Source organism: Mucilaginibacter sp. KACC 22773 (assembly GCF_028736215.1).
GTDB lineage: Bacteria > Bacteroidota > Bacteroidia > Sphingobacteriales > Sphingobacteriaceae > Mucilaginibacter.
In genome coordinates this window covers 146,935-165,787 of the sequence record NZ_CP117883.1, presented here as the reverse complement: position 1 = coordinate 165,787, position 18,853 = coordinate 146,935, and the positions used below count along the sequence as shown (strand labels likewise).

18 protein-coding genes are annotated in these 18,853 nt (G+C 43.9%); 10 read left to right on the top strand and 8 right to left on the bottom strand.

Annotated features, from left to right (window positions below; translation table 11 throughout):
• Positions 1-29: 29 nt before the first annotated feature.
• The 3 genes from PQ469_RS00745 to PQ469_RS00735 form a co-directional block, all read right to left on the bottom strand.
• Positions 30-2,618: a TonB-dependent receptor gene (locus PQ469_RS00745; RefSeq protein ID WP_274211274.1), complete on the bottom strand. Its 2,589-nt coding sequence runs from the start codon at positions 2,616-2,618 to the stop codon at positions 30-32.
• 92 nt (positions 2,619-2,710) lie between these two features.
• Positions 2,711-3,046: a winged helix-turn-helix domain-containing protein gene (locus tag PQ469_RS00740; protein ID WP_255369757.1), complete on the bottom strand. Its 336-nt coding sequence runs from the start codon at positions 3,044-3,046 to the stop codon at positions 2,711-2,713.
• 173 nt (positions 3,047-3,219) lie between these two features.
• Positions 3,220-3,552, bottom strand: coding sequence for a hypothetical protein (locus tag PQ469_RS00735; RefSeq protein WP_090640688.1), 333 nt, complete (start codon positions 3,550-3,552; stop codon positions 3,220-3,222).
• Positions 3,553-3,988: 436 nt separating this feature from the next.
• On the opposite strand from PQ469_RS00735, the gene PQ469_RS00730 reads away from it, so the two are divergent.
• Entirely contained in the window at positions 3,989-5,473 is a 1,485-nt protein-coding gene (locus tag PQ469_RS00730) for an aldehyde dehydrogenase (NADP(+)) (protein WP_274211273.1), read from the top strand.
• Positions 5,474-5,607: 134 nt separating this feature from the next.
• Here PQ469_RS00730 and PQ469_RS00725 read toward each other — a convergent pair whose 3' ends face one another.
• On the bottom strand, positions 5,608-6,138 hold the full coding sequence (locus PQ469_RS00725; protein WP_274211272.1) for a hypothetical protein: 531 nt from the start codon (positions 6,136-6,138) through the stop codon (positions 5,608-5,610).
• Positions 6,139-6,241: 103 nt separating this feature from the next.
• Positions 6,242-7,054 carry a DUF3108 domain-containing protein gene (locus tag PQ469_RS00720; protein WP_274211271.1) on the bottom strand — a complete coding sequence of 271 codons (813 nt, stop codon included), beginning with the start codon at positions 7,052-7,054 and terminating at the stop codon, positions 6,242-6,244.
• 276 nt (positions 7,055-7,330) lie between these two features.
• On the opposite strand from PQ469_RS00720, the gene recF reads away from it, so the two are divergent.
• Together recF and PQ469_RS00710 are read left to right on the top strand one after the other, a co-directional pair.
• Entirely contained in the window at positions 7,331-8,431 is a 1,101-nt protein-coding gene (gene recF, locus PQ469_RS00715; protein WP_274211270.1) for a DNA replication/repair protein RecF, read from the top strand.
• Positions 8,424-8,714 (top strand): DciA family protein, encoded by a 291-nt coding sequence (locus tag PQ469_RS00710; protein ID WP_090640696.1) that lies wholly within the window; start codon positions 8,424-8,426, stop codon positions 8,712-8,714. Before recF ends, PQ469_RS00710 begins: the two co-directional genes overlap by 8 nt.
• 449 nt (positions 8,715-9,163) lie before the next feature.
• Here the strand turns inward: PQ469_RS00710 and PQ469_RS00705 are convergent, their stop codons facing one another.
• The gene (locus tag PQ469_RS00705; protein ID WP_090640699.1) at positions 9,164-9,583 is read right to left on the bottom strand and encodes a nucleoside-diphosphate kinase; all 420 of its coding nucleotides are present in this window, start codon (positions 9,581-9,583) and stop codon (positions 9,164-9,166) included.
• A 202-nt stretch (positions 9,584-9,785) separates the two neighbouring features.
• Between PQ469_RS00705 and PQ469_RS00700 the strand changes: the two genes are divergently transcribed.
• From PQ469_RS00700 to PQ469_RS00680, 5 genes are read left to right on the top strand one after another with little or no spacing between them, the layout of a single operon-like run.
• Entirely contained in the window at positions 9,786-10,796 is a 1,011-nt protein-coding gene (locus PQ469_RS00700; protein WP_274211269.1) for a DHH family phosphoesterase, read from the top strand.
• 1 nt (position 10,797) lies between these two features.
• Complete coding sequence (locus PQ469_RS00695) at positions 10,798-11,790, top strand: FKBP-type peptidyl-prolyl cis-trans isomerase (protein ID WP_274211268.1); 993 nt, start codon at positions 10,798-10,800, stop codon at positions 11,788-11,790.
• Positions 11,791-11,846: 56 nt separating this feature from the next.
• On the top strand, positions 11,847-12,827 hold the full coding sequence (locus PQ469_RS00690) for an FKBP-type peptidyl-prolyl cis-trans isomerase (protein WP_274211267.1): 981 nt from the start codon (positions 11,847-11,849) through the stop codon (positions 12,825-12,827).
• A 48-nt stretch (positions 12,828-12,875) separates the two neighbouring features.
• Entirely contained in the window at positions 12,876-13,643 is a 768-nt protein-coding gene (locus PQ469_RS00685; RefSeq protein WP_274211266.1) for a TatD family hydrolase, read from the top strand.
• Positions 13,644-13,679: 36 nt separating this feature from the next.
• Positions 13,680-14,702, top strand: coding sequence for an asparaginase (locus tag PQ469_RS00680; protein WP_090640713.1), 1,023 nt, complete (start codon positions 13,680-13,682; stop codon positions 14,700-14,702).
• 246 nt (positions 14,703-14,948) lie between these two features.
• Here PQ469_RS00680 and PQ469_RS00675 read toward each other — a convergent pair whose 3' ends face one another.
• Positions 14,949-15,494, bottom strand: coding sequence for a GNAT family N-acetyltransferase (locus tag PQ469_RS00675; protein WP_274211265.1), 546 nt, complete (start codon positions 15,492-15,494; stop codon positions 14,949-14,951).
• Between the two features lie 7 nt (positions 15,495-15,501).
• Positions 15,502-16,908, bottom strand: coding sequence for an MATE family efflux transporter (locus PQ469_RS00670; protein WP_274211264.1), 1,407 nt, complete (start codon positions 16,906-16,908; stop codon positions 15,502-15,504).
• 92 nt (positions 16,909-17,000) lie between these two features.
• On the opposite strand from PQ469_RS00670, the gene PQ469_RS00665 reads away from it, so the two are divergent.
• The gene (locus PQ469_RS00665; RefSeq protein WP_274211263.1) at positions 17,001-17,870 is read left to right on the top strand and encodes a LysR family transcriptional regulator; all 870 of its coding nucleotides are present in this window, start codon (positions 17,001-17,003) and stop codon (positions 17,868-17,870) included.
• A gap of 380 nt (positions 17,871-18,250) precedes the next feature.
• Positions 18,251-18,853: a TetR/AcrR family transcriptional regulator gene (locus PQ469_RS00660; protein WP_274211262.1), complete on the top strand. Its 603-nt coding sequence runs from the start codon at positions 18,251-18,253 to the stop codon at positions 18,851-18,853.

The window sequence follows — 18,853 nt, the reverse complement described above, 5'->3', positions numbered from 1 at the left end:
GCAGGCATTTGTGTTGGCTTAACCCTCTGCTATTTTATATTCAGTGTAAGCGTGGTATAATAAAAGCCGCCAATAGCCGGACCGCCTAAAAATGAGTAGTAATATTGGTTGGTGAGGTTACTGGCCCCAATTTTTACATTAAGGCCCGTTTTTACAAAATCATAGTTAACCTGGGCATCAATAGTGCCGTATGAGGCTACATTACCACTAACCAAAAACGATTGCCAGTAAAAGCCGCTTTGCCATTTATAGGTGGCGTTAAACCCAAAATTGCCAACAACATGATTACCGCCAAAAGAGTAATTAGTGATCCATTGCGGCGTATTAAAACCATCTTCCAACGCATCCTCATTGGCGGTGCGCTGCAATTTGGCGTATGATACATTGCCGGTAACAATATATTTTTGCCATAGGCGATAGGACAAGCCCAGGCTGCCGCCAATGTTGTAAACAACACTTTGCGAGTTTGTCCACACCCGGTAGCGGGCTTGTTTGGTTTTGTCGTTCAGGTAGTAAGGGATAGAATCGGGTTTGGTGGTTCCGGGTACGTTTAGTTCAATTTGCCCTATAAAATTATTGTAGCGGTTATAGTAAAAATCAGCATCAACACTCAAATCACCATTAAAAAACAACGACTTATAACCAGCCTCAAACGATTTGATATGCTCGGGCTGCAGATAGGTGTAGGTGTTCTTTTTAAGCAGGCCTTTTTCTTTTTCGATGGCGGCGCTGGTTGACATGCCCGCGTTAAAATCATTTTTAACCGCCGCCTGGAAAGCATCTATCGACGTACGCACGTAGGAGTTTTCAAAAACACCGCTCGATACTACCCTTAAGCCGCCAACCCGTTTTACGCCGCCGCTGTTCACATTACTAAATGCTTCAAAAATGCTGGGGAAACGATAACCGCTCTGGAACGACACCCTGAAATTCTGCTCGGGCATTGGCGAAAATACCGCCGTAAAACGAGGGTTCAGCTTCAGGCTAAAGTAGTCGTTTTTATCGGCACGTAATGTAGCCGACAGCTTTAACTCGTCATCAAAAAGTGATTTGGCAACCTGCACAAAGCCGCCGGTTTTACTGTAATCAAGGTTACTGTACTCTTGCCCCTTTACATAATTAATAAAATAGTTACCATCAGGGTGGATGATGTAGGTGCGATGATCAAAGCCTGCCATCAGTTCAAGGCCTGTTTGTTTTTTAAACGTTGATGAAATAGCGTTCGAGATATCTACCTGCCCTTCAGCATGCCACATATCATCCTTAACACGCAACGCCGAACCGATATCCCAATTATTTATATCGGCCAGTTTATCAAGCGTAGCTTTAAATGCAGCAGTGCCGGGCTGGTAGCGGCCGGCATCGGCCAACTGGCGTGCCTGTTGCAAAGCCTGTGGTACGGTAGCGCCTGCAGATGTGGCTGTATTAAAACCTTTGGTAAAATCGGCATACCAGGTATTATCGTCTTTGTAATTACGGTCGATATTTTCGCCGGCCGAGCGCAGGTTGTATGATTTGCCGGTATTTTCGCTGGTCCAGTAGGCTCGTACCTGGTAAATATTATTCTTCAGTTCAAGTGCGTGTTGCTGCAAAACATAGCCCGACAGCCTGAAACGATTGGCCCGCTGGTAAATATTATCCAGATCGGCAAAACGGTAGGAGTAGGTTAAGCGGGTATTATCGTTAATTTTATAAGCAAGGCCAACATCAACCTTTACGTTGTGCAGGTTGTAGCTGGTTACATCCTTTTCGGCATAACCGGTACGGGCAATGGAATATTGTTTACCGCCAAGCGTTACGGTTTTCCTGTCGGATGATTCGTTGCCGTATCCATTCACCGGATCGTAGCCGGGGTTATCGGGGCCGCCTGCTATACCTAATTTTGCGTTAGCGGCGGCATTTAAATCGGTGCGGTTATCGGCAATCCAATCGTAACCCGTAGTATAAGTTCCGTTTATTTTAAAGGCAAACCTTTTAGAGATAGCCCTGGCCAGCCTGAAACTGGTTTCAGAAAACAGCTTTGCAGATGTCTCCGAATCGCCAATATGATTAATACCTGTTTTTTGCTGAATGCTGATACCCTGGCTGGTAAAAGGATCTTTGGTGATAAAATTGGCCAGCCCGTTGATGGCATTCAGGCCATATAAGGCTGATGCCGTACCGGGGATAATCTCCACACTTTCAATATCCAGATCGCCCGGGCCCATGGCATCGCCAATTGGCGCGCCTATATGCGGCGCCTGGTTATCAATCCCGTCAACCAATTGCGTAAAGCGAACATTGGTGGTATTGGCAAAGCCACGGGTATTAATGATCCTGAAGCCAAGGCTGGGGGTTATCAGCTGTACCCCTTTCACATTTTCCAGTGCATCAAAAAATGACGGCGCGGCAGATCTCCTGAAATCGACGGCGGTTATTTTCTCGATGCTTACCGGCGACCGTAAAATATTTTCGCTGATGCGCGATGCGGATACCACTACCTCGCCAAGTTCCTGCTTTTTGATTTGTGTGGTATCATTTTTTGGGGCGATAGTATCTTTTGCCTTTTTTTTGCTTTGGGCAAATAGTGTACCTCCTGCAAGTAACATCATTGATAATAAGGCGTAGTATTTATTCATATTGTTTGGTTAAAATTTCGATATGCTTTTATTTATATAACGATAGTCAAAAATAAACCGGCTATCCAAAAACCGGCCTGATACGCTGTAATCTATACCTCTATAAGAGAACTATTTTCCTTCAAAAAATCCTTGAACTTAGCCTGGAACTGTTTAAACTGCTCAATGGCTTTAACCCCTTTTTCGGTAAGCTGCGCACTGCCGCCACCTTTACCGCCCCGGTGCGAAATGACAACAGGCGAACCAAAATGTTCGTTCATGTAATTAACAATGTCCCATGCCTGCCTGTATGACATTTTCATTTGCAAAGCCGCCTGCCTTAATGATCCCGACTGCTGGATGCGCTCCAGTAACTCAACCCGGCCATGGCCAAGCAGCTTTCCATCCGGGCTTTCAAACCAGATGCGCCCGTTTAAGTTCAATTTCACATTCATTTAACCAAAACACCAACGTATTTAATCATCAACACAAAAACAAAGAAACGATATTATCCTGCCTGTTTGTTAATATAATAAAAAAAAATGCGTTCTCCTTTTCCAGGGAACGCATCAGGATATTTTACTAACCGTACAAGGCACAAGCCTATGCAATTGAACAAACTTTATGTTCTCGGTCTTTTTGGATTAAAGGCCACCAGGTAATTCAAATCTTCAACCGGCGGGTTACGCTCGTCAATTTTTTGCGGCTCTTTGTTGAAAGTTTGATTAAGACGCGTTTTTACGGTATGAAATACCTGTAGCAAAATTTCGGGGCCAACTTTGGCGGCGATGGTTGGGTAATAATCTTTTTGAATCCTTACCCTGTCGGTATTGGTTACCATGCTCAGTTCCCAACTGTCTTCGGCCTTAAAGCCAAATTCTTTAGCGGTGTTCAGCAGGTCGTACATGTACATACGGGTTTCGGTTTCAATGGATCTTTCAGCAGCAACTGTCATATGATTGTTTTTTACGGTATTGCAGCCTCTTAGGGGCTGGTATTATGTTAAAGCTTAACTATTACCGTATCTGGATATGGCAATGCCCAAGGTAGTAGTATTTGAAGGAAGGAATTGTTGTAAGATAACTATAATTTACTAAAAATCAGCATTTATTAAATATTAATTAAAAAAAACAATTAAATCAAAGCCTTCTTGCGGGCAACAAAACGCATCTCCACCGCCAGGATTATACTTTCCTCTATTCCTAAATGACAAAAATGGATGCCGCGAAAACGCCGCCGGTGGTAAAAATAACTTTTGTGACTATCATGAAAAACGACAAAATACTGTTAGTACCTGTTAGAAAACACCCACCGCTTTTGCCCTGCTTTAAATATATTTGCCCAAACATACGCGCGGTGCAAACCGTTGTTATTTCAAACATACATCTGCCATGGCAAATAATTTTAAAGAAGCAAGCGTCGACGAAATAAACCAGGTAATGCAACAAGCACAAACAGCTTTTGAAGCTTACCAACAAACCAGCATCGAGCAAAAAAGCCTGTTTTTAGAGGCTATTGCTGCCGAAATTGAAGCATTAGGCGATGCCTTGCTGCAAAAAGCGTCCGAAGAAACCAACCTGCCTATCCCCCGCTTAACCGGCGAGCGCGCCCGTACCACAGGTCAGCTGCGCATGTTTGCCACCATGCTGCGCGAAGGCAGCTGGGTTGAGGCCAGTATTGATACAGCTAATCCCGACAGGGCACCATTGCCTAAACCCGATGTTCGTAAAATGCTTACCCCGCTTGGTCCGGTAGTTGTTTTTGGGGCAAGTAATTTCCCTTTCGCTTACTCAACCGCAGGCGGCGATACTGCGAGCGCTTTGGCAGCAGGCTGCCCCGTAGTAGTAAAAGCACACCCCGCCCATGCCGAAACATCGGAGATGGTGTACAGCGCTATCAAAAAAGCCATTGTACGTAGCAATATGCCCGAACATATTTTTCAGCATGTACATGGTACCTCGTTTGAAAGTGGCAAAGCATTGGTGCAGGCTGATGAAACAGCAGCAGTTGGCTTTACCGGATCAACCGTTGGCGGTTTGGCATTGCTGCAATATTCATCGCAACGCAAAAAGCCTATCCCAGTATTTTCTGAAATGGGCAGTATAAACCCTGTTGTATTTTTGCCCGATACTTTAAACAAAAACGCTGCCGACCTGGCCGCACAATATGCCGGCTCCATAACTTTGGGCATGGGCCAGTTTTGTACCAACCCCGGCCTGATGTTGGCTATTGAGGGAGACGGACTTTACAGTTTCCTGGATAGCCTTGGCAAAGGCATTGAAGCTATAAAGCCCGCCAAAATGCTGCATGCGGGTATCCATACTGCATATGAAAAAAAGAGTCATGAAGCGATAGCGCAGGATGGTGTTAAGGTGATCCAAAAATCGGCTACCGAAGCACACGATATTGAGGCGTTGCCAACAGTTGCCCTGGTAAGCGGCGAAACATTTTTAGCCAACCCACTGTTGCACGAAGAGGTTTTTGGACCATACTCACTGATGGTAAACTGTAAAGACGAGCAGGAACTGCTTAAAGTATTAAAATCGGTATCGGGACAGTTAACCACCACGGTAATGGGTACCGACGAGGATTTTGCAGGGCATAAAGCTTTACTACAATTACTGCCATCCATAGCCGGCCGCGTATTGTTTAACGGCGTACCAACCGGGGTTGAAGTTTGCCATAGCATGGTACATGGTGGCCCTTTCCCGGCCACTACGGATAGCCGCTTTACCGCAGTAGGCACCAACGCCGTAAAACGCTGGGTGCGCCCGGTATGTTACCAAAACTGCCCTGATGGTTTATTGCCTTTGGCGTTGCAAAATGCGAATCCTTTGGGGATTTGGAGGCTGGTAGATAATGAGTGGAAGAAATAGTTCAATTAAGCCATAGCGATTAGTTCGAAACAGATGGCTATGGCTTAATATCATTTAGGGTCATCGTATATGCTTCTTTTCAACTCCGTAACCGATGTTATCAATTATTGGAAAAGCAATTTTGCGCGCATATACTAAGGCGTTGTTACCACCGTATGCGAACCATCAGGATTTACCACGATAGTTGTGTTGCCGGCTGCTTTAACCGCAACTGAGTGCGTGCCATCAGGATTTACAATAACCAAAGTTTGCCCGTTATCTATCATGGTAGTGTGTGTACCATCGGGGTTAACGATTGTTGAGGATGATCCATTTTTTATTATTGTAGAATGTGTACCGTTTGGATTAACAACAGTGATGGTTGGACCATTATCTATCCACAACGAATGTGTACCATCTGAATTGGTAGCAGTAGTTGTTTGCCCGGTTTGCGATACTACCGTATTTGTACCATCGGGATTTACTATGGTAGCTGTTTTCCCGTTTTTAATTACGGCACCCCGCTTACCATCCGGGTAAACAAAAGTGAAGTTATACATGCTGTCTCTACTTGATTTTACAGCATTATAAACTGCAAGGTCGTTGGTGTTAAATATTGCTGCTTGCTGGGCAAATATATTACAGCTAAAAGCTATTGATAGCAGGAGGAGGGTAAGTTTTTTCATGATGCAGCAGGTTTTCGAATTTGACTATAACATCCGGAAAAGGTTTAATAACCATTTTCAAAAACTCAAGTTACTGCTTCAATATTGTTGGCCAATCGGCTACTTACTTCCCAAACCGTTTTACCACATCGGGCGCAGCACCTGCAAGTTTAATTTTATAGCGGTAGCCGCCGTTAAAAAAGTCCTCTTCCCGTAAAAACTCATGGCTGTTTTTACTTATCCAAAAGGTTTGGGTATAATGCTGGCCTTTATAATTGGCTTCGGTAAAAAGTTTCCAGCAATCAACTTTTTCGTTATCCAACGTGGCCAGCTCTTCGCTGCCGGTTACTTTGTACACCGCGTATTCGGGGGTGTTGCTCACCGCGTCGTAAAAATTAATGGCGAACGTTTTGCCAGCTGCAAGGGGCAGCATCTCAAAAGTTTCTATATCCAGGTTCCAGTTAAAATAGGGCTCTTTAACATTTAGCAAAAAATCCTTCGCCAGGTTATTTTTCACAGTATCGGATCCGGCAATTTTAGTAGCGCTCCAATTAAAGGCTTTGGTTTTTGTGCCTATGGTTTCTGAATGATAAACCGGCGTAAAATCGGAGGCCCTGTTTACCGAGCATGTTGACCGATACGATGCGCTGTCGGCAGCATACCAATGCTGGGTTACGGTAAAAAGCTCCTCGCCGTTACGATTGCCGGTCTCTACGTCGCGCAGCCAGATAGACATGCGCAACCTTCTATCATCTTTGAGATTTTGTAAATATACCAGGTATTGCCGCAGCCCTGGCTTTAGGTTAGCCGTAATAAGGCGCTTATCTTTTAAGCGGATAGTATCTGTTTGCGCCATTACCCTGGGGCAATGCGCAGCCAGCAATAGTAATGTAACGGTAATAACTATTATTTTTTCAACTATAAGTTCGGTTTTCATGGTAATTATTGTGCTGGTAAGGATGTTTTGTTCTATTTATTAATCAAAGCTGCTTTTTCGGCTCCGGCAAAAAAAATCATTTCAACCATTGCAGGTTTATTTTTAACGCGTCTGCTTTTTTGTTCAATATACTACCAAGCCTAATGTGTCATCGGGCAAACGCAGTGCTGCCCTATCAGCCATTTTCAAATCCTCAAACGGCGCAGCCCTCAAAGGAGTTAATTTTCAAATCCTCAAATCAATCCCATCCAACCAAAAACCTTACCTTTACACCCGATGTATCTGCAGCAGCTATCCGTTATCAATTTTAAAAATTACGAAGAGGCCGAACTTGTTTTCAGCAAGGGAGTGAATGCCTTTACGGGTAACAATGGCGCAGGCAAAACCAATTTGCTTGATGCTATACATTACCTGTCGCTTTGCAAAAGTTACTTTAACCCAATAGATAGTCAGCAGATAAAACAAGGCACCGATTTTTTTATTATAACCGGCGTTTTTAATAAAAACCAGCAAACCGAGGCCGTAGCATGCTCGGTAAAACGGAACCAAAAAAAACAGTTTAAGCGAAATAAAAAAGACTACCAGCGCCTGGCCGACCATATTGGCCTGCTGCCATTGGTGATGATATCGCCCTATGATACCAGCATTATAACCGAAGGCAGCGAGGAGCGCCGCAAGTTTATTGATAATGTAATATCGCAAACAGATAACCATTACCTTGATGAGCTGATAACCTACAACAAAGTATTAGCCAACCGCAACGCGCTGCTGAAACTGATAGCTGATACGGGCCGGTATGACCCAAGCTTATTAGAGGTGATGGATGAGCAGTTGGTGCAATCGGGCAATCGCATATTTGAGCGCCGCAAGGCTTTTATGGAAGGCTTTACCGAAATTTTCAACAAACACTACAGTTTTTTAAGCGACGATGCCGAACTGGTTGAACTGGCTTACGAGTCGCAGTTATTACAGGATGATTTTGCCGGCTTGCTGAAAAGAACGGTAGAGCGGGACAGGGCCCTTGAACGCACTACCGCCGGTATCCACAAAGACGATCTTCAATTTGGCATACACGGCATGGCCATGAAAAAATTCGGGTCGCAGGGGCAGCAAAAATCATTTTTGATAGCACTTAAACTGGCGCAGTATACTTTTTTATACCAGCAAAAAGGATTTAAGCCCTTGTTACTACTGGATGATATTTTTGATAAGCTGGATGACGAACGCGTTACCAAACTAATGAAAATGGTGAGCAACAATAATTTTGGACAAGTATTTATTACTGATACCAGCGTGAAGCGGGTGAGTGAAATATTTGAAAAAATTGCTGTGGAGGTTAAATTATTTAATGTGAGCAAAGGAGCTATCGATGCGTAAAACAAACGACAAATCATTAAAAGAGGCCATTGAGCAGATGCTTAATGTATACAAAATTAAGCGCCGCTATGATGAAACCGGGGTGGTTGCGGCATGGCCCGAGCTGGTTGGTAAATCGGTAGCAAATCGTACTAAAGAATTATTTATCCGCGACAAAAAATTGTTCCTGCGGATTGAGTCATCTGTGATAAAACACGAATTGATGCTAATGCGCAGCCAGATAATAGATAAAATTAATGCTGAGGCAAAAGGAATTTTGGTTGAGGAGATTGTATTTTTATAATGCTTACCTGCAAAAAAATACCCTGATTGGGGAAACCGGGTAACAAATGCATCAAACGTAAATGGTAAATTTATTGCTATCTTTCTCTTGATATGCGAAGCTGACGAGAGCGGATATGTTGCTTGATACCAAGATCATCGGTGATCATAGAATATACAAGAATAAACAGGCCAGGGATAACAAAAGCCAATTGAACCTCGGGATGGCTCTTATATAGCAAAATTGTTGATGTAGATAGGCATACAACAAGCAGTGTATATATGATAATCTTCAAAAACAATTTCATATCAAAATGAATTATATGGGTTTCTCCCGTTTTATAACAACTTAGATTTACAAAAATCTAACCGGTTTTGTAAATCTACAAATTTTATATTTAATAAGCCACACGACGCAGCAAAATTATTTAGGGATGTAACGTTTGTATTACATCCCTAAGTACCAGGTTCTTAAAATTTCTCAAATGCCGAGAAAAAGAAACTGCCTTCGATAGCGGCATTTTCGTCCGAATCGGATCCGTGAACGGCATTTGCATCAATTGATTTTGCAAAAAGATTACGGATGGTACCTTCATCGGCTTTAGCAGGATCGGTAGCGCCAATCAGTTTACGAAAATCCTCAATGGCATTATCTTTCTCCAAAATAGCAGCCACTATTGGTCCAGACGACATAAATGTTACCAGGGCATTATAAAACGGGCGCTCTTTATGCACTTCATAAAACTGGCCTGCCTTTTCGGCGCTTAAAGCAGTGTATTTAAGTGCAATTATTTTAAAGCCGCTTTTGGTTATCTTGTCAATTATAGCACCAATATGTCCGTTTGCAACGGCATCAGGCTTAATCATGGTAAAAGTTCTGTTTGTGGTCATTATACTTAATTGTTTTTTTGGGTTTCAATGTGAAATGCAATCAGGATCTGCCTGCTATTAGCTTGGCGGTCACCGGTTGCTTATTATTTAAATTTTGCCGCAAAAGTAGCTTTTTACATCTGTAAGATAAAGCTTTTTGTATTAAAATAGATGGTTTGTATTTAATTTATTTATTTAGCTTTGCAACTCTTTTTTAAAATTGATGTTAGATTTAGCCGCGCTTACAGAACTTTTAGCAAGCCCCAAAAAAATAGTGATCACTACCCATCATAAACCTGATGGTGATGCTATGGGTTCGTCATTGGGTTTGTACAATTATTTGATACAGCAAGGTCACCATGCCTCGGTTATTGCGCCTACAGATTATCCCGCATTTTTAAGCTGGCTGCCCCGCAATGGCGATGTTATCATCTACACTGAACAGGCCGAAAAGTCGGCAGCGTTAATTGCCGATGCCGATCTAATATTTTGCCTTGATTTTAACGCCTTAAGCCGCATTAATGAAATGGGTGTTTTGGTAGGCGAAAGCAAGGCCTATAAAATCATGATAGATCATCACTTGGAACCCCAGGATTTCGATGATTATCGTCACTGGAACATTAATGCCTGCGCAACGGCCCAGCTCATTTACGATTTTATTGTTAACGAACTGCACCATCGGGAACTTATTAACGCCGATGTAGCAACCTGCTTATACACCGGCATCATGACCGATTCGGCATCGTTCCGCCTGCCCAATACCACATCAACCGTACACCGAATAGTGGCCGATTTGATTGATATGGGGGCAGTTAACTGGCGCATTCATGAACTGGTGTACAATAGCGCAACCGAAAACCGGTTAAGGTTTTTAGGGCATTGCCTGGCAAATTGCCTGGAAGTACTGCCCGAATACCATACCGCCATTATTGCCGTTAATAATACCGACCTGCATAAATACGATGTTGATACCGGCGATACCGAAGGCATTGTAAACTATGCGCTATCAATGGCCGACATCAAGCTGGCTGCATTTATAGTTGAACGCAACGACAGGGTGAAACTTTCATTACGGTCAAAAGGCGAGTTTCCGGCAAACGAAATTTGTAAAAAGTACTTTGATGGCGGCGGTCACCGCAATGCAGCCGGCGGTCATTCAAGCAATACCCTTGAACAGGTTATACAACAATTTAAAACCATATTACCCGAATATAAAAAACTATTAAATCAATAAAATGAAACAAAAATTAATGTTCCTGGCCATTGCTGCAATTGGATTTACAAGTTGCAACGGAGGCTTTAAAAAAGGAGATGCCGGATTACTTTATAACATCCACACATCTAAAGGCGGTACGCATATTAAAGATGGCGATTTCGTAAGTGTAAATATGATTGTAAAAACCGATGGCGATTCGGTATTAAGCAATACTTATGATATGGGCCACCCTATCATTATTATGCCAATGCCTAAGCCACAGGCAAAAGGTGATATTTATGCCGGCCTTGAAATGCTTGGCGAAGGCGATAGCGCAACCTTTAAAGTACCTACCGACTCGATATTTAAAGGTGGCCAGCAGCGCCCGCCAAACCTGAAAGGCAAGTTCTTAATATTCCAGGTTAATATTAACAAAGTATTGGCAAAAGGCGCGCTTACCGAACAGGTTTTCCGTGGCAGGGTACAGGATTACTTAAAAACCCTTACCGAAGGCATGAAAGCGCAGGAGCCGGGCAAAATCAAAAAATACATTGCCGATCATAACCTTAAAGTTACAACTACATCATCTGGCTTAAATTATGTTATAACCACGCCGGGTACAGGCCCAACCCCTGCAGTTGGCGATACCGCCGTTGTTAACTACACCGGCAGGCTTCCAAATGGTAAAATATTTGAAACCAGTGTTAAAGAAGTAGCGATAAAAGAAAAACAACCAATTGAACCAGGCCGCCCGTATGCACCTATCCGCATTCCTGTTGGACAGGGTAAAGTTATACCAGGCTGGGACGAAGGCTTGCAATTGATGAACAAAGGATCAAAAATTACTTTGGTTATCCCTTCGGCTATTGCTTATAAAGATCAGGGCGTTGGCCCAATCGGCCCATACACACCAATTATTTTCGAAATGGAAATGGTTGAAATTGTGAAACCTAATCCAAATGCGCCAAAACCGGTTGAGCCGCAGATGCAAATGCAACAGGCGCCAAGCCAGTCACAACCTACTCAAAAATAAGTTATAACTCTTTTACAGCCTTCCCGACACATGTCAGGAAGGCTTTTTTTATTTTTATGAAAAACATATTTTATTTATTAACGGCCCTGTTTGGCGTAGCTACGTTAACCGCCCGTGCACAAAACGGTATGCAAACCACGCCGGCCGGCGCCCAATACCAGATTTTCACACATAACACCGGCGAAAAAATTAAACTGAACGATATTGTTTATTTTAATTATATCCAGATGACTGATAAAGATTCGGTTTTATATAGCTCATTTAAAACAGGCAAGCCTCAGCCTGCACAAATCCGCCCATCGCAAAACGTAGCCGATTTGATGGATATTTTCCCGCTGCTTACCCTGAACGATAGCGCAATGGTGAAAGTACCTACCGACTCTATTTTTAAAGGGCACGAAGAAGCGCGTCCGCCGTTTTTCCCTAAAGGCAGCAAACTGGTGTTTATCCTTAAAATTATCAAGGTTCAATCTTTACAGGAAGCTATGGCCGAACGTACAGCGGCTATCGAGAAGATGAAATCACAGGAAGCCACTGAAACCAACACCTACATAACAGCAAACAAACTAAGCCCGGTTACAACAGCATCCGGCTTAAAGTATATTGTAACCAAGGCATCGGCCTTACGCAAACCATTAAATGGCGATACAGTAATGGTTAATTATACCGGCTATTTATTAAACGGGCAGGTATTTGACACCAGTATACAGTCCAATGCCAAGGCAGCAGGTGTTGAGCAGCCTGGCCGCCCGTATGAACCTATACCTGTAGTATTGGGCTCTCACGGTGTAATACCTGGTTGGGAAGAAGGCCTGGCTTTGTTGAACGAAGGGGCAAAAGCAAAATTCATCATCCCGTCAAAATTGGGCTATGGCGAACAAGGTATGGGTAATGGCGCTATTCCGCCCTACGCAACCCTGGTGTTCGACCTTGAAGTTGTAAAGGTAAAACCCGGTAAACATGCACCTGTTGCCGCCAAGCCCGGTATTAAACACACGTTAAAGAAAAAAACAACTGTATCTAAAAAGAAAAATTAAGCTTAAAAGCCTTCCTGATAAACCGGGGAGGCTTTTTACTTTTGTACCATGGTATTAACAGACACACATACCCACTTATACTATGAAACCATTGCCGGTAAACGCGCCGCCCTTGTGCAGCGTTGTATCGACAATGATATCAACCGCCTGTTTTTGCCTAATGTAGATGCAGCATCAGTGCCACTGGTTTATGACCTGGTACAGGCTTATCCCGGTTTATGTTACCCTATGCTGGGCCTGCACCCATGCTCGGTAAAGGCAGATTGGAAGCAGGAACTGGCAACCATTAAAGCGGCGCAAGGGCAACATCCAATTTACGCTATCGGTGAAATTGGTATCGACCTGTATTGGGACAAAACTTTTTTAACCGACCAGGTTGAAGCCTTCAAACAGCAGATTAACTGGGCAAAAAGCCTCGATCTGCCTATCGTAATTCATTGCCGTGATGCTTATAACGAGGTTTATGAAGTGTTACAGCAGGAAAACGACGACAAACTGCGCGGTATATTCCATTGCTTTGGCGGCACGGCGGAGCAGGCTCAACAGGTTATTGACCTGGGTTTTTACTTAGGAATAGGCGGGGTGGTTACCTATAAAAATTCGGGGCTCGACAAAGTTGTGGCCGAAATTGATTTAAAGCATATAGTTTTAGAAACAGATTCTCCGTACCTTACACCCGTTCCGTTCCGGGGTAAACCTAATGAAAGCTCGTACTTGATTTACATTGCCCAAAAAGTGGCGGATCTGCACCAAACCAGTGTGGAGGAGGTTGCACGTGTTACAACCGAAAATTCCAGGCTGGTGTTTGGTGTTTAATAATTGAAATGATTTATACAGCATAAAACCTATTTAATGAGCCAGATACTGATCATTTACACCGGCGGTACCATAGGGATGATGAGCGATCCTGTGACTAAGGTGCTCAAGCCTATCAACTTTGAGCAAATAATGGATAACGTGCCGGAGTTGGAGAAACTGAACTGCCGGATTAAAGTACACTCTTTTGATGAGATCATCGATTCATCAAACATGAACCCTGCTATCTGGAGCGACCTGGCCGGCCTTATCGAGTCAAACTATCACGATAATGACGGCTTTGTAATCCTTCACGGCTCAGATACCATGGCCTATACCGCCTCGGCATTAAGCTTTATGCTCGAAAACCTGGGCAAGCCCATTATTTTTACAGGCTCGCAATTGCCCATCAGCGCCATCCGCACCGATGCGAAGGAAAATTTGATGACCGCCATCGAAATTGCCAAAGCCAAAAAGAATGACCGCGCCCGCGTACCCGAAGTTTGTATCTATTTTGATTACAAACTCTTCCGTGGTAACCGTGCCTTTAAATATAATTCGTCCAAATTCGAGGCCTTCCGGTCGCCAAATTATCCTATCCTGGCCGAGAGTGGCGTACACCTTAAGTTTAACGCCAATGATATCAGGCACCCGCAGGATGGGGACGAGCTTATCATCCACAACAACCTTATAAGCGATGTAGGTGTGTTAAAACTTTACCCTGGCATAGGCACAAAAGTGGTTGAGGCCATTTTAAATGCCGATGTACGGGGCGTGGTAATGGAAACATTTGGTGCCGGCAATACCACAACCGACACATGGTTTCTTAACCTGCTGGAAAAAGCTATTAAAGATGGTAAAGTGATTGTAGATATCTCGCAATGTAAAGTGGGCACCGTTGAGCTTGGCCGCTACGAAACCAGCAAACAACTTAAAGACATGGGCGTAGCCAACGGTTACGATATGACTTTTGAATCGGCAGTAACCAAAATGATGTACCTGCTGGGCAAGTTTGACGACCCGGCCCTGGTAAAACATTACATGGAAACGGATTTAAGGGGCGAGATAACGGTATCATAGACACAACGTATGCACAATTTCTTGTGCGGGTATCGGCAAATTTTGTCATTTCGATGAGCGAGGAGGGCCTGTGAGGTGGCGCGAAGAGAAATCTTATACGCCCTGCATTTTGGTATGTTCATCGTAAGCACAGTCGTAAAAGATTTCTCCTCGTTCCTCGTTCGAAATGACAAAAGTTTTATTTAGGCGTATGTTTTTGGTTCAACATCAGTTCTTATCTGCTCAAAACAGTTATTCCTCCCAGCCTTACCCTAAATACCGTTTCATCATCAAATCTGTCTGCAAATCATCGCCCAGCCAAAAGTCGTGCGAGCCAAACACTTCAAAACCATTCTTTTTATAAAAAGCCAGCGCCTTGGCATTATGCTCCCAAACGCCAAGCCATATATAGGTTTTCTTCATCTGTACGGCAATCTCAAATGCCTTATCAAAAAGTAACTGGCCCACCTTTTTGCCGTGAAAAGCTTTCAGCACGTAAATTCTTTCAACTTCTAAAGCATTATCATCCTTTACATCGGTTTGTGCCGGCCCGTGGTTGATTTTTACGTAACCAACTATATTGCCATCAACCTGCGCCATGTAAAATTCCGAGCATGGGTTGTTAACTTCGGCGGCCAGTTTTTCATCGGCAAAAGCAGTTGCCAGGTAGTCCTCCATATTTTCGGGCGTGTTCAAATGCGCGAAGGCTTCGTTAAAGGTTTCGATGCCAATTGCTTTTAAAACCCGGATGTTTTGCATATCCACTTTAATAAACCGGATGCCGGCGCTGTTTATGGTCATTGTATCGGTCATGATGATATTATTGAGATTCGAGTTTTAATACGTTGTTAAATAAATTCTCCTGTTCTGCCGGCACGTTATCAGCATGCCTGTTGGCCAGGTGCCGGAAACGTAAGTAAAGCAGTACCGATGCCATTAACAGGCCGCTGAAAAGCCCCAGCCATACACCTGTTAAGCCCATGGGGGTATGCAGGCCCAGTAAAAAAGCTACCGGCAAGGCAACGCCCCAGTAAGCGGCCAGGTTAATTAACACCGGGTATTTTAAATCGCCAAGGCCCCGTAATATACTCAGGCTTACCACCTGCAGGCCATCGAAAACCTCTAACCCGGCAGCTATAACAAACAGGTTGCCAACCATACTCACCACCAGCGGATCAACCGAGATAACTTTAGGCAAAATACCTTTTAAAACCAACAACAGCACCCCGGTAACCAGGTGAAATACAATAGTAAGGTGATAGCTCGCCAACGCCGATGCACGCAGTAAATAAAACTTTACCTGCCCCAAAAAATAGCCGGTTTGAATGGCCGCCGCCGTGCCTATACCGTTAACCGCGTAATAAATAAACGACAGATAGTTCATCGCTATCTGGTACGCTGCCAGTTGCCTGGCCCCTATTATCCCTACTATAAAAACCGCAGCGCTAAAGGCGCTTATCTCAAAAATGTTTTGCAATACAATGGGAACACTGGTAGCCAGAATTTTTCTGAACCGCACGGCATCAAACTGAAAAGGGCGGCAACCTTGCAGGAATTTATTAAACCGCTGCGTTTTAAGTACAAATGCAGCCATAACTACGGCCATCAGCCCCCTATCGATAATAGCGCTGTAGCCTATGCTTTTGGCACCCAGGGCCGGAATACCCAATAAACCTTTTACCAATATAATACCAACTACAATATTGATTACATTACCCCAAATGCTCACCTGCATAGCCAGCCTGGTAAAACCCAAACCTTCGGCAAACTGCTTAAACGATAAAAACAGCATCAAAGGGATAATAGACAATCCTAACAACACCAACAGCGGTTTGGCCTGTGCCACCACAGCCGCATCCAAACCAATATGCGCTATTAAGTATTGCCCGCCAAGCCAGGTAACTATTAAGAGCATTAAGCCCGTCAGGACATTCACCACTATACTGTGCGACAACAAACGACCGCATTCCTTGTAGTTACCTGCCCCGTTTTCGCGTGCAACCAGCGGGGTTATGCCGTAGGATATGCCGATGGCAATAATAAGCATAAGGTTAAAAAAACCGTTGGCAATAGCCAGCGCAGCAAGCGGTACCGTGCCGGCAAAGTGCCCCAATATAATGGATGCCGAAAACCCCACTAACGGATGCCCCACCTGCGATATCATTACCGGGTAAGCCAAACGCATAGTAGCGCTGTAATGGGTTTTATATTTTTTAAAAAAGGCCAAGCGGATTTTTATTTGCTGTAAAAGTAGCCCATCTATAAATGCTAAAAAATGCTTATTTTAGATTAATTAATGATTTTTATGCATTAACAATTATGGATTTACAGCAGATAAAAAACTTTTTGGCCCTTGCAGACGAGCTTCATTTTTGGAACACATCGGCCAAACAAAACATTACCCAGTCGGCATTAAGCAGGCAAATCAAATCGTTGGAGGATGAGTTGGATGTGCAGCTGTTTGAACGCACCAAGCGCAATGTTAAGCTAACCCCCGCCGGTGAATTCCTGAAAGCCAAATGGGCCGATATTGTAGATGAATTTAATTTTATCCACCAGTTTGCCAAAAAAATCGAACTCGGCGAAACCGGCTCCATCAGGATAGCGCATCCGGATTCGATTTCTTTTTCTACCCTGCCGCAGCTGATACTTGATATCTCCATCCGCTATCCCGAACTGAAGATTGAAATGATACAGCTGGCTTATGAAGATGAGCAGGAATTTTTAACCAAGTACAAGATCGACCTGAAATTCAGCCGCGATATAAACCGGCTGGATAATATCAGCACGATGAAAGTACAAACAGATCACCTTGCCTTGGTATTGCCCCAGGATCATGCGTTCAGGGAACTGGCCGACATTACTGCCGAATCATTACAAACGCAAAAGTTTATTATGCCCCGTTCCAACAGCAGCAGCAGCTATAGCCAGCTTACCCAACAGGTATTTGAACACTACGGCATATCGCCCGAATTTTCTTATACTTCGGATTTTGGCTCAACCATCATTTCGCTCATCATCAGGCAATTCGGCATCAGCATAATGCCTTATTCGTACGCCAACCAGGGTTACCAGGGCATCCGTTTTATTGAACTGCCCTTTGAAAGCAACCTGTTTGTACACTGGCGGACTGACGACCAAAGCCCCATCCTCAAAAACGTTTTGAAGATGATTGAAGCGATGGCATAGGAAGGAGAATGAGGTTCAAAATGAGAAGATTTTACAATTATCCATGACGTGTTGGACGCTACAGGAACATTCAGGTTGAACACTGGCCACGACTCACCCGGCCAAAGCTCCGCTGGTTCACCCTCTCTCCGGCTTACGCCGCAAAGAGGGTGAGCCCTTTTTTGCTCCTCTATGCGACGCAGTTGGAGAGAGGCAGACGAGCGTAGCCTCGTCGGGGTGAGTCGACTGGCAGCCATGCGATACACTTCATTCGCCTTCAGCGCTCCCGCATTTTATAACTGAATGTCGTGATTAAATCTGATAGTGAAAATATCTTGTAAGTAAATAAACATTTACTTATTATTGCATCAGATTTCATTTCAAAGGAAATTGAACACAACATGCGTCCAAAAAACTTAGATAAAGAGCAAGCCATCCGTACCATAGCCTTGCAAATAATTGCCGACGAAGGGCTGGAAAACCTCACCATGCAAAAGCTGGCTAAGGCAGCCAATATCTCGCCGCGCACCATCTATATCAAATACGAAAACAAAGAAGATCTGCTGGTGAAGCTTTTTATTGAAGAAGTTTTGGGCGCTTACGAAAAAGCACTTTTAGCCGGGTTCGACCCTGCAATGCCCTTTGCCGATGGGTTAAAAAAGATTTGGCTAAACGCGTTTGAATACCTTACCGGCAACAGGCATGCCTTCGCGCTTATCCGGCATGGCAAAAGCTCGCCTTTGTTGAACAGGGCTTACCAGCAGGCAAATATACAGGAAGGTTATTTTTTTGCCCCTATTCGCCAATTTTTTCAGCTAAATGTATCGGCGGGCATTATTAAAAGCTTGCCGCATGATGTGCTCCGGGCATTGCTGTTTTCGGCCATTTTTGATTTGGTTACCGAATACTTTGATTACCAGGAGCGTCCAACTCAAATTATTACCCAACAAACCCTTTTAGATTGCTGCGATGTGCTGATAAAAGGGATAATGATTAATCCATAA